This is a genomic window from Flagellimonas oceani (genome assembly GCF_011068285.1).
Taxonomy (GTDB): domain Bacteria; phylum Bacteroidota; class Bacteroidia; order Flavobacteriales; family Flavobacteriaceae; genus Flagellimonas; species Flagellimonas oceani.
Genome location: NZ_CP049616.1, coordinates 1,351,809 through 1,364,322, shown reverse-complemented (window position 1 = coordinate 1,364,322; position 12,514 = coordinate 1,351,809). Strand labels below are relative to the sequence as shown.

Here is a 12,514-nt window from a genome sequence, read left to right as displayed (position 1 = left end):
CCATTTAAAATTTTGTCTTACATCTTCTGCCAATTAAAACTTAGCATCTTGGTTATTTGAATTTCTCAATAACTTCCCCTAGGTCATATACTTTTACGTCTTGCAATTCATTTGAAAGTATGCTGCTTCCGATCGCGCTTCTATATCCACTGCCACAATGGACAATAATGGGTTTGTCGTTAGGAATGTCCTGAATTGATTCCCTTAGTTCGTGTAGGGGTTGGTTCAGGGCACCGTCAAAAATTTTCTTTTTTCTTACTTCATCCGTATTTCTGACATCGACAATGGTGTAATTATCCAGATTTTGCACAAAATGCTTGAAATCCAATCGCTCGTTTTCGACAAAGCTTTTCTTCGAAAGGGTAATTATCGCCTTGAGTTGATTTTCATATCCAATCTTCGCCACCCGCCGGGCGATGGTCTTTACACTTTTTGGAGAATCGACAACCAGATGAAATTCCTCATTTGGTTGGATTATAGTACCTAACCATGTTTCAAAAGAGGATGCTTCGCCACCCTGCATAATATTGATACTCTGTGGCCAATGACCTTGTTTAAACTCGTTTTCATCACGACTATCGACAATTAAGATATTATCTTTTGGTGTTTCGGCATTAAGATGAATAGGGATTTTAGCGGTAACCATATCAATCGATTCAACTTTCTTTTTGTTCATAGCTACATCATGTTTGAAATAGGCCGGTATGAACGGTTGGTCTTCAAGGAGTTCTTTGACAAACTCGTCTTCATTCTGATGGCCAAATGCCCAGTTATCCTTTCGCTCCCTACCTAATGTGCTAATGCTATCTGCCGACATGCTTTTGCCGCACAGGGATCCCGCCCCGTGGGCGGGGTAAATAATGGCCTCATTCGGTATTTTTTTGAATTTAGTTCGAATTGTGTTGAACATTTCACGGGCCAGTGCTTGCTTTTTTTGCTCTTTGTCATCTTCATTTCCGCGCAGGTCCGGGCGTCCGACATCCCCGATCAATAAGGTGTCCCCCGTAAAAAGTGCAACCTCATTTTCATCTGTGGCAAGAATGGAAATACTATCGTATGAATGCCCAGGAGTATTTATGGCTTCTAGTTTGGTATTGCCCACGAATATGGCACTGTTCCCATCAAAACTTTCGAAAGGGTATTCAGCTTCCAATTTGCTGCTGTTATAAATCGTGACACCTGTTTCTTTGCTAATTTGCCAATGTGAGCTTACAAAGTCTGCATGGGAGTGGGTCAATAGCACAGCTCTAATCACAGCATTTTCTTTATGCGCAAGATTATAATACTGCATCGGGTCGCGATCGGGATCGATTATCGCCATCTCCCCTTCGCTCAGCAGTGCGTATGAATAGTGGGAAAGTGGTTCATATTCAAATTGCTGTATTTTCATAAAAATTTTATGCGTTTATAATTTAACGTCCGAAATGCCTTCGTTTATTCTCCTGTATTTTCGTTTTTTCCTTTCGAAAGTAAAAACTGTTATTACCTCCTGACATTCACTTTTCCGTATCAGTCAAGGTTTGTTGTTTCTTCGGTAAGCGATCCTTCAAATTTGGGAAGCGAACGCTTTTCCTTTTCTTCTTCTGTTTCTACTATCCCATTTTTCTTGATATCGTTGATTAACCATTGCATTTCCATTATTTCCCGACGCTGCGCTTTGATGATCTCATCGGCAAGTTTTCTTACCCTAATATCTTTTATTTGAGATCGTTCACTAGTTAGGATAGCGATGGAATGATGGGGAATCATACCTTCCATATAGTCAACACCGGAAACCGTAACCTGGCTCCTGACCAGCCATATTCCGCCTGCGATCAGCAAAACACCCAAAGCCAAGATGGCAATATTCTTATTGCGGTCTTTGTACATCTGTAGCATATACAGCAGCATGATAATAACCATGGACCCACCCATGATCAACGTCATAAAGAACCTGGTTTCACTATACCAGAAGTGATCGATAATCTGATAGGAGTGTGTGTACATTAAAAAGAACATCGCGACCATTGAGGTACCGATCATTGCGAAGAACTTTAAGTAATTGTTGACTTTCTTTTCTTTATTTTCCATTGTATATACTTTTAATTGGTTAATATGATTTCATTCTTTTTGGCCATCATCAAGATTACTGGACAACTATAAAGGGATTATTTTAGCCATGTTCCACTCAATTTACAGGTTGTATTTTATATTGATTACCAGCATTTTTTAAGGCCTCTTGCAAATTTTCCAAAGGCACTTCAAATTGCGACTCTACCGTTGCTTCGGCATCCTTCAAATCGACAGATACATCGGCCACTCCTGCGACGTTTAAAAGTGCATTTTCAACATGATTTCTACAGCCGTTACAGGTCATTCCTTCTATTTCGTATCTTCTTTTCATATTATGATCAATTTTTATTCTAACAATTTCACCTTTTGAATCAGAAGTGTTGATTCAAATACGTTATCGAAAAATAACATTTACTAAATCTGGGCGTTGTTTGAAAAAAAACAAACCTTGACCCATTCGATTATTTAGGGCTATTTACATCAATTTAAGTATGCGATTACCTAAAAAGTTTTATTGTAATCGAGCTTTTGCCATTAATGACTAAAAATTCAGTGCAATAGGTTTAAGTTCGCCCATCACTATGCACCAAAAAATCTCTAAACATCTTTATTGAAACCTGAACATAAAGAAGATGATAATGAAATTCAATGCATGGGAATCGACTTCTTATCACAAGCCACGAAGAGAAGGTTAAGCTTATAAATTATATGTTATCCAGCGATTTTCTATTTTGAAGGGCACTTTTCTTAAATTGTGTAGGTGCCATACCATTGATTTTTTTGAACTGGTTGCTTAAATACGCGACACTGCTATAGTCTAACTGATGGGCTATTTCCTTTAAGCTTAGCTCGTCATAGATGAGCAATTCCTTAACCCTTTCAATTTTTTGGCTAATGACATACTGTTCAAAAGTGATAATCTCCACGGAAGAGAAAAGGGAACTTAAGTACTTGTAATCCAGACCTATTTCTGAACCAACATAATCGGTCAATTTGACGTTTAATTCTTGTCTTGAATGAAAAATTTTTTCTATTACAAGATTTTTCATACGCTCGATCAATTGAGACTTGCGATTACCGATCAAAGAAAAACCCAGCTTATTCAATTCGGTTTGTAATTGATTTTCTTGTTTTGCGGTCAGTTCTTCCTTCAATGTGACTTGGCCCAGTTGCACATTGGAATAATCAATACCAATCTTTTTCAGAACATTGTATACCGCCGTAACACATCTTGGGCAGACCATGTTTTTTATGTGCAGCATATGGCTCATGATAAAGTTTTAAAATACATTGCGCTCACATTATCCATTATCACAGATGGGACCGATGTTCCCAAATCGCTCTCAACAAAACCAAGACTACCGTGACTATAAACAAGATGATAATCGCCAATGCAGCATAGAATCTTGTTTTTCGGTTAGATTCTATTTTTGTTTTCTTGCTCTCCTTTCTTTGTTGGCTTCTTCTCTCCCTACGTTTTTGACTCATGATGCCAAAATCTTTTCATTTTTCTTTTACTCACACCATTCAATTTTCTCTATTATAATTTTATCGGCCTTATAATTAATTATTGTATCGTTCCCCTAATTTCCCCACAAGTCATCATTGCTTCTCCGTAGTATGGGTTTCGAATCTCCTTTTCCAGGCTTAGCCAATTGGCTCCCTTATTGCTATCTGCCATCGGGCAATAGCTGTTGTACACTTTTTGATTGACTCCAAAAAGCTGAACACCGCTGATCATGTGGGCCGATAAATGTTTAAAGTGGTCCCTTTGCTCCTTGATCTCAGAAGTGCTGGCCACTGCATTTGACGATGCTTTGAGCTCTTTTTGAATGGTCATCCAATGATCATGGGCCTCTTTGTCTTTTAGCAACTTCATATCGACTTTGGCCAAACTTTCTTCCATTTGTTTTGCTTCTTTTTGTGCGGCCGCCCCATCATCATTTACCAAAGCATCCTTAACATCTATATAGGCTTCGAAAACCTGCTTCAACTGACCTTGAAACTCACTTGATACTTCAATCCTTTTTTTCATCTTAGAATGGTCGGTGCCCGTACTTGTTGAGGGTTCCATTTTATCTCCTTCCTGCATACCCAAATGACCCTCATGCCCGGTCATGGTTTTGCCTCCCTCTGCGTTCATCATCGATTTTTTACCCTGTAACTGTGCGGCCGCATCAACGGTAAATGTTCCGTTGGTCACAATTTGATCCCCCTTTTCAAGCCCGCTAATTATTGTATAGGTATCGCCATTGGTACTTCCAAGGGCAACTTCGCGCATTTCAAAGACAGGCTCATTGGGATTGGTCTTTACATAAACCACCGATCGTTCCCCCGTCCACATTACGGCACTGGCCGGTATGATAACGGTATTCTCCATCTGCATTTCGGCAGCTTTGATCGTACCTTCCACGAACATACCCGGCTTCAAGAGATTATCCTTATTGTTAAGTATTGCCCTTACCATGACCGTTCTTGTAGAAGAATTAAGTAACGGGTCTACAAAGGATATTTTTGCCGTAAATTCTTCATTGGGATAGGCATTCGTCGTTATCTTGACCTCCTGACCCTCCTTCAACGATGCTATCTGATTTTCATAGGCATCGAATACCGCCCAAACGGAATTTAAGTTGGCAATTTTGTACAAAGGCTGCCCTTGTTTTACATAATCTCCTTCTTCAACCATGATATCGGTAATCGTTCCTGAAACTGTGGCATAGACTGGAAAGTTTTCCTGCACTTTGCCCACTTCTTCTATCTTATCTATTTGATTGTCAGAAAGCTTCCATAATTTTAATTTATTGCGAACGGCATTGTATAATGCCGGTTGCGATTCCTTCATGGATGCGGCCGTCAACAGCTCTTGTTGTGCGCTTACCAATTCTGGGGAATAGATGGTTGCCAAAAGTTTGCCCTTGGCAACGTTCTCTCCGGTATAATTCACATTTAGCCGTTCAATGCGACCCGCAAAATATGTAGCTTGGGTAGCATTGGCTTCTTCGTTCTCGCGAATCTTTCCTGAGAGTTTAAGTGAACTCCCATCCGAACCACCTGTACCAACGGTAGAGGTGCGTATATTGGCCAAGGCCAAGGCGTTGTCCGTCATTTTTATTTCATTGGCACTAAGCCCCGTCGCTCCGGTTTCAGCAGGAATGAGATCCATACCGCAGATTGGGCAGTCTCCCGGTTCGGGTTGCATAATCTGTGGGTGCATGGAGCAGGTCCACATCTGATTCTCGGATTCTCCGGAATGGTCATGGCTATCGGACATATCCGAAAGATCTTTTATGGCCGATTGATCGGCCTCAGCGTTTGAGAAAATAAAATATCCCCCCAATAAACCGACCGCTAAGGCGGCTACTACAATGTAAATGATGTTCTTGTTCATGATATTGAAGATTGAAATGTTATTGTTTCTTAAAAATTTATACGGATTCACTAATAGTTTTCAAAACCAGTACAATGAGCGTATGTACTATAAAAAGTATGATAATGCCCGCTAAAATATAGGCGCCTTCCTTTTCAAATGGCACTTTTCTAATCTCGCCGTTCGGGTTCTTTTCTTCCATAAATTACGTCTCCATTCATTAAATTACTTTCTAAATCTGTTTTTTTATCTTTCGAATAGATGGCGATGATATATACCATAGGACAAAGCCGCTCAACACGGTTATTAGTCCCAAAAGCGAAAATGACCTTAACAAAAGGGTGTTGAAATTATCTCTTGTGTCATAGTCCATGGTATGGGTCATCCACAGAAAGTCGAACCAGCGCCAATCTCTATGCCGCACCGTTTGAAACGCCCCATTTTCGACAGCCACATAAGCCTTTAAATTTTGTGGTGTTTCATACGAAATCTCATAAGCCGGTAGGGGACGTCCTCGATATTCGTGGTGGTCTCCGACTTCTTCTATCCTTTTTATTGCGGCTATTTTAAGCTCTGGAAGTATATATCTTTGTGCTACCTCTTGGGCTTCTTCTTTAGTGATACCGTCCTTTTCCTCTCCTGTTTTGGCATTATAAAGCTTTGCTTCGTTTATCCAATAGTAAGGTTCTTCTGCTATTTCCAATAATTCAAGCGTTTGGATGGGCTGCGTACTATCTAATTGGCCTGTACCCAATAAATCTGAAAAAGCCGTCTGTTTTGGCTTCTGGTTTTTGAACTGGTCGCCGTGTATTTCATCGATATCCGTCCAGCTAAAATACATCCCGCTAATCGTCCACATCAGGAACTGAATACCTAGGAAGATGCCCAAGTAGCGGTGGGCTTTTCGAATCCATTTTGCTGTTTTTCTGTTGACCATATTTGTTTTATTCTATATCCGAATTTTAGTTCACTAAAAATTTTACAATAAGTCCCCCAGCGAGCCATATATAACAGATGAAGGCTGCATATTTTAAAACACTTTCCAACAATGGACTCTTGGGTGCCATCTCGCTCATTGAATGTTCTACATCTTTTTTTTTGAAAAAACCCAGATAAACGAGATAGGCCGAAATGATGAGAAAAGCAACGTTCAAGAAAAAGGTATAATCAATCTTAAAATGTTCCTTATCCTGAATCTTGACCTGCGAAGGGTCGGGCAATATTCCCAGCAAATCGAAACCATAATGCAAGGTCAAAGAGGTGCCAATCAATGCCGTGAAAAGTAAGAATAGAATAAAGAGTGACATTTTCCAACCATAATACTTTGCATTGATTCTCAGTACTGGAAAAACCACCAAATCGCTAAAAATAAAGGCCATTACGCCCGCAAAACTTACGCCTTTGCTGAATAGTAATGCTGCCAATGGGATGTTACCCATTGAACCGATAAATGTTAAGAATGCGGCAACTGGACCAACAACAATATGTTCCAGAATTTCGAGAAAAGTGAAATCTGTATTGCCTTGACCACTATTTATAAATAAGGTCTGAAAAAACGAATCTGGCACAAAAGCCGCTGTAATACCCGCAACGGTAAAACCTACGGTTACATCCTTCCAGACCATTTGCCATTCCATCTTGTATTTTTTGGCAACGCGCGCCCAACTGTCTTCGTTCTTGATTTGTTTCTTCCAATCTTTGGAACCGTCCATCTCATCATCATCTTCATTTTCGATATTTTTGCGGGCTTTTTCGATGAGTTTTTTAGGATTGATGAGTCGTATCAGAATCCACGAAATACCAATCAAGAGAATACCACCTACATATTCGCCCACCACGAACTGCCAACCTAAAAAGATGGAAATGATAATCCCCAATTCTATGACGAGATTGGTCGATGCCAACAGAAAAGCAATGGAAGACACAAAACTTGCACCTTTCTTAAAGATGGATTTTGTACCTGCCAAAGCAGAAAAACTGCACGAGCTACTTATAAAGCCGAAAAACGTGCCCAACAGCACACTTTTGCCTTCGTTTTCGCCCATTGTTTTTTGCATCCGTTTTTCGGTCACGAAAATCTGTATCATACTACTGATGATATAACCCAAAATGAATGCCCAAAGCGCCATCCAGAAAAATCCGGTAGTCGTATAGGCGGCTTCGCCCCATTGTTTTAAAAATTCGTTCACGGTTTAAACTGTATTAGTTTTTATTCTTTGATGATACACGTTTTTTTAATTTTTTTATCATCGTACCCTTGTTGACCCTATCTTGTTATTTTACTTTGAATGGAATTACTACTTTAACTTTTTCCCAAGCTAATGTTATCTCACCTTCAGTATCACTAATTTTATCGATATTATATTCTAAGTGTTCCTTTAGGCTATCCGCAATAATCGGTGTCACCTTAAATCGTATTACATCATCTTTTTCGTCATATTCATCCTTACCGTGCTGGTTCCAATTGGAATTTAAAATGATGATCCATTCTTCCTTTGAAGGAATGGTAAAAAATCCATATTTACCTGCTTTTAGTTCCTTACCATCTATTTCTATATCCGTATCCGTCTCTATCCACGTAGCCATATGTGCCCCAGCTTGCCAGACTTCGTCATACGCCAGCAAACCACCAAAAATCATCCTGTCCCTAACCCCTGGCGATGAATAATCAATATGGATGTGCGCATTACCAATGGTCGCCATTGCAGAGGTGTGAGGGCTTAACACTTTTTTTGGCGGTTGGTCTGTGATTGCTTCTTTTGACGGTTCTGGCATTGGCTCCGTTTTCTTCTCTTTACAGCTGGTAATAAGAAGAAGACCAAACACTATACTAATTGAAATATATCTACTCATCGGGTGTTACTTAATATTTCTTGAAGATGAATGGGTTTTTATTATTTTCCATTTTCCATCTATTTTTTTAAGGATTGAGGTTGCTACCCCTTTTTTCTTTATAGTCCGGCTATTTCCCTTGTCGTCTGGATTGAGGACAATGGTATATATGTACGTTTCGGTAGTAAAGGCATAGGGTACATCTACCTTTACATCGATTTCATAATCTGAAAATTCGAATTTTTCAAAATGACCTAATTCCGGTCCTAAATGATGTTCTATATAGTGGCTGTACGTACCCTCGACGCCTCCCGATTCAAAAACCTCGGAATCCTCGGTAAATAATTCGAAAGTACCATCGGTCGTTAGGTTTTGTAGGGCATCCTTATAGCTTTTCATTACTGTAAGCACTGCTTCTTTTTCTGTTTTTGCATCTTGACCACATAGTGGACTTGTCGCTATTATGAGCAACATTGTTACTGTAGTTGATTTTAGTGTTTGCATACTTTTAGTTTTTAAAGGTTATTTATTTACTCGTATTCTATTCACATTTGCGATACCAAAGACCAGGACGAAAAACCGCAGTGCCACTTCAAGCGCCACCAAGGTTTTCGCGGGTAAGGAAATTGGGACTATATCACCATATCCTACTGATGAGAATGTTATCAAACTGAAATAGGATAAATCAAAAAATACCGACAGTCCATCTTTGCCAATACTGTTGTTCATTTTAAAATGAATAGCATCCACAAACTGCAACGCTGTGTAATCTATTGCAAACGAGAAAACTATCAACACAATCAGGTATCCGAACAACACCAGTACGTGGCTCAATAGATGGCTCTGACCAATTATCTTCATCAATTGGTTAAAGGACAAGGCTATAATGAATCCTATCTTTAGTAATGTTAAGGCCAGTAGGATAATCATAGCATAAAACCCTTCCATAGTAGGTAGCGCATACAGTTCGATTACTGAAGCAATAAGCATCACCAATAGAACATACTTTGAGCTATTGAAAAGCTGTCCATAAAATGCCCCTGTGGTTTCTATGTCTTTTTCTTTATCCATTCTTATTTGTTATCTATAAAAATTTCATCATAGCCTTTTGCTTTATTCTCACTGATTCTTCTCTTTATATACATTTTGGTGATACCCCTTCTATTTTCAATTCCCATTGATTTAAGCAGCTCCTTAAAGGCTTCCATAGTGTTTTTATGGTAGTTGGCTACTTTGGTCTTTTTATCTTCTACTACCAATGATGCGACCCTTGAAGGTTCCATTGTGGTGATTCCCGTAGGGCAGGTATCCAGATTGCATTTTAAGGATTGTACGCAGCCCAAGGCAAACATCATCCCTCTGGCACTATAGCAAGCATCGGCACCAAGTGCCAACATTCTATAGATATCAAAAGCTGAAATTATTTTTCCTGCTGCCATTACTTTTATTTCATCGCGCAACCCATACTTTTTAAGAATGCCGTTTGCGAAATGCACGGCTTCAATTATTGGCATTCCAGCCCAATGCAGCGATTCCATATGTGCAGCACCGGAACCACCTTCTGCACCGTCTATGGCTATAAAATCCGGATAGTTTTGCTTTTCGGCGAAAATGCGGACCATTCTTTCGAATTCATCCTGCTGTCCGATGCACATTTTAATCCCTATGGGCTTTCCAGCGGAAAGCTTCCGTAATTCTTGGATAAAAGCTACCATTTCCAAATCAGTACCAAATGCAGCGTGATGTGGTGGCGATAGAATTTCGGTTCCTTTTTCTACGTCCCTGTACTTTGCGATTTCCTCGGTATTTTTTTTGGCAGGAAGAATGGCCCCAAAACCGGGTTTTGCACCCTGTGAGACTTTTATTTCAATCATTTTGACCACTTCATTGGATGCGATTTCCACAAATTTTTTAGGGTCGAAATTCCCTTCTTCTGTCCTACACCCAAAATAGCCTGTACCGAACTGAAAGATAATATCAGCTCCATATTCCTGATGGTAGGGCGTAAATCCACCTTCGCCGGTATTTTGCGCAAAGCCAGCAATTTTTGCACCGCCGTTAAGGGCCAGCGTTGCATTTTTACTGATGGAACCATAGCTCATCCCTGCCAGATTTAGAATGCTCGCTGAATAGGGTTTTGAGCATTTTGAACTCCCTATGGCAACCCTAAAATCATCTTTGATTTCCTTAACAGGATACGTGGAATGGGTAAACCATTCGCGACCAACTTCGTCATACGGAATCTGCGTTCCAAAGGGTTGGTTTTTGACCGCGTCCTCGGCACGTTTATAAACAATTTCTTTCTGTATCCAATTGAAAGGTTTTCCCTCTGTTCTATTCAATAAAACCGTTTCTTGAACGACGTGACGTTGTTTTTCCAGAAGCTTCGTAATCCTGCCCAACAACGGATAGGTTCTTTTGATATTATCGGTTTTTTGAAAATAGTCTCTTAAGCCGAGAAGCATAAAAGGTGTGATCAACAGCGCAAGCCACCAGAAATGAGGCTTCCACATTATGAGCCCTGCAAGTACCACTAAAAGCGTTATCGACGATATTAAAAATATTCTTCTCATGCTTTGTTTTTCAATGCGAATGGCTTTCTTCCCCTGCCCTTTCAGTTTCCAAATACTGGCCCTGTGGTCCAACACCCTGAATATAAACGAGCTGAGCGCCATAATGCCCTGCTTGCGAAACGGAGAACGCCGAAAAGGCCATAATAAAGAGAACGGCAATTTCAAAACCTCGATTCAGTTTTATCCAAAAAAGGCTGATAATTTTTAAAACTGCGGCCAAAGCACTTGACCAAATAGTCCAATCTGCATATTTATCATGGTTGTCCAGGATTTTTTGAGCTACATCCGTAAGGCCATGGGTATGCGGGTGTACAAAAGTTCCCGCTACGTAGGCCCCAATAAAACCCGTACCGATAAGAAACAGGATAACCCAGTCCAAGTTCCTTTTAAGGACGAAGAGCTGAATACCTTGGAGCAATGCCGCAAACAACAGGAGTACGATAGGAAAATGCACTACCAACGGATGTAAATTGTCGAATTCATCCAAACCTACCTCTTCTTTGTTTATGGGCTTTTCGGCGTGGGTTTCGGTATGTTGCTGTGGTTTTTCGGACAATTCAACAGTATTAAAGGTTCCTAAACTATTCGCCGAATACCCTGAACTGTTCTCAATGGACTTAGGTGCACTTGCATGAAGCGACATTAGGCTTAGAAGTAATACTAAAAATGAGACCGTTTTTTTCATAATCAATCGTTTTTATGATGCATTATTCGTTAACTGTACAATAAGCGCACCTAATACAATAGCGCCTATAACGATGTAAATGGTATAGTTGAACCACTTTTTCCAACCTTGTTTCCCTGACTTTTCCGGCCCCCTTTTACAACAATCTTTCATTACAACATTATCTATATTGTGCCTGTCAAGGGAAGGGCGTTAAACACTACATCAACGAAGTTCCCCTTCCCATAACAGGACTTTTTCTTCATTAAAACAATCTGGGCGGTCATGAAATACACTAAATAACTAACCAATCAAAAAACACATTCCCGACCAGCCCAGATTTTACTTTTCCAAATTCCCCTTGTTTATATAGTTTTTACCAATCACAAAAATCAAATAGGGCAATACCGCAAATTGTAATAGCGGCGACAACCCCACATTTACCCATGGCACTATAGGCATAGCCCCTGCATAGTTCCAATCGCCTCTTGAGGTATGCCAAATTTCTCCCAATATGGCACCGATCGTTCCGATTGTAACTAGTACCAAAATCTGTTTTGGAGTTAAATCATCTATCCAAAACACATTGCGATACAACAGGCCAAATCCGAAAAGCAGAATAAGCACCATCAACATATCGGCGATGGATGCCAAGGCACAAAACGAAATATGTTGCCAATCGTATTCAAAACCTTCATAGAGCGGACCTTGTGCCAGCTCCCAAATAAAATTGAACGAAAACGCTATTAATGCAATACCGATGATATAGTTCCTATAATTTTTTTTGTTCCGTACCTGTTTGGCAAAATAGATATACATCAGAATGACCAAAGTCAGCGCAACGGTGGGCACAACAAAAATGTCAAGGCTTAATGTTTCCATCTAGATTTTGCGAATGTTATTTTCTTTTTCTACACGTTATTTTTAAAAACTCCTATAACTATACCGAGACAATCAATTGTTACTACCTGAAAAGGGGAAGCATTTTAAACACTAATCATTAACTATATTCAACCTCCCCAATCA

General features: G+C 39.9%; 14 protein-coding genes. All 14 read right to left on the bottom strand.

What is annotated here, in order from left to right; all coding sequences use genetic code 11:
- Nucleotides 1-52: 52 nt before the first annotated feature.
- Nucleotides 53-1,390 (bottom strand): MBL fold metallo-hydrolase, encoded by a 1,338-nt coding sequence (locus tag GVT53_RS06335; protein ID WP_067032972.1) that lies wholly within the window; start codon nt 1,388-1,390, stop codon nt 53-55.
- 119 nt (nt 1,391-1,509) lie between these two features.
- Nucleotides 1,510-2,070 (bottom strand): DUF305 domain-containing protein, encoded by a 561-nt coding sequence (locus GVT53_RS06330; RefSeq protein ID WP_067032975.1) that lies wholly within the window; start codon nt 2,068-2,070, stop codon nt 1,510-1,512.
- A 97-nt stretch (nt 2,071-2,167) separates the two neighbouring features.
- A complete protein-coding gene (locus GVT53_RS06325) occupies nt 2,168-2,383 on the bottom strand; it encodes a heavy-metal-associated domain-containing protein (RefSeq protein ID WP_067033717.1) in 216 nt (71 codons plus the stop codon).
- Between the two features lie 373 nt (nt 2,384-2,756).
- Nucleotides 2,757-3,323 (bottom strand): helix-turn-helix domain-containing protein, encoded by a 567-nt coding sequence (locus GVT53_RS06320; protein WP_067033721.1) that lies wholly within the window; start codon nt 3,321-3,323, stop codon nt 2,757-2,759.
- Nucleotides 3,324-3,619: 296 nt separating this feature from the next.
- Entirely contained in the window at nt 3,620-5,440 is a 1,821-nt protein-coding gene (locus GVT53_RS06315; protein WP_067033724.1) for an efflux RND transporter periplasmic adaptor subunit, read from the bottom strand.
- A gap of 37 nt (nt 5,441-5,477) precedes the next feature.
- Nucleotides 5,478-5,621, bottom strand: coding sequence for a hypothetical protein (locus GVT53_RS06310; RefSeq protein WP_162987835.1), 144 nt, complete (start codon nt 5,619-5,621; stop codon nt 5,478-5,480).
- Nucleotides 5,622-5,651: 30 nt separating this feature from the next.
- Nucleotides 5,652-6,356 carry a PepSY domain-containing protein gene (locus GVT53_RS06305; protein ID WP_067033727.1) on the bottom strand — a complete coding sequence of 235 codons (705 nt, stop codon included), beginning with the start codon at nt 6,354-6,356 and terminating at the stop codon, nt 5,652-5,654.
- 25 nt (nt 6,357-6,381) lie between these two features.
- Nucleotides 6,382-7,608 carry a permease gene (locus GVT53_RS06300; RefSeq protein ID WP_067033730.1) on the bottom strand — a complete coding sequence of 409 codons (1,227 nt, stop codon included), beginning with the start codon at nt 7,606-7,608 and terminating at the stop codon, nt 6,382-6,384.
- 85 nt (nt 7,609-7,693) lie between these two features.
- Entirely contained in the window at nt 7,694-8,272 is a 579-nt protein-coding gene (locus GVT53_RS06295; RefSeq protein WP_166247887.1) for a DUF2911 domain-containing protein, read from the bottom strand.
- Nucleotides 8,273-8,278: 6 nt separating this feature from the next.
- On the bottom strand, nt 8,279-8,755 hold the full coding sequence (locus tag GVT53_RS06290; RefSeq protein WP_067033736.1) for a YybH family protein: 477 nt from the start codon (nt 8,753-8,755) through the stop codon (nt 8,279-8,281).
- A gap of 18 nt (nt 8,756-8,773) precedes the next feature.
- Nucleotides 8,774-9,322 carry an ion channel gene (locus tag GVT53_RS06285; protein ID WP_067033738.1) on the bottom strand — a complete coding sequence of 183 codons (549 nt, stop codon included), beginning with the start codon at nt 9,320-9,322 and terminating at the stop codon, nt 8,774-8,776.
- A gap of 2 nt (nt 9,323-9,324) precedes the next feature.
- Nucleotides 9,325-10,824, bottom strand: coding sequence for an FMN-binding glutamate synthase family protein (locus tag GVT53_RS06280; RefSeq protein ID WP_067033740.1), 1,500 nt, complete (start codon nt 10,822-10,824; stop codon nt 9,325-9,327).
- Between the two features lie 10 nt (nt 10,825-10,834).
- Nucleotides 10,835-11,509: a DUF2231 domain-containing protein gene (locus GVT53_RS06275; protein ID WP_067033778.1), complete on the bottom strand. Its 675-nt coding sequence runs from the start codon at nt 11,507-11,509 to the stop codon at nt 10,835-10,837.
- A gap of 321 nt (nt 11,510-11,830) precedes the next feature.
- The gene (locus GVT53_RS06270; RefSeq protein ID WP_067033742.1) at nt 11,831-12,370 is read right to left on the bottom strand and encodes a hypothetical protein; all 540 of its coding nucleotides are present in this window, start codon (nt 12,368-12,370) and stop codon (nt 11,831-11,833) included.
- Between the last annotated feature and the right edge of the window lie 144 nt (nt 12,371-12,514).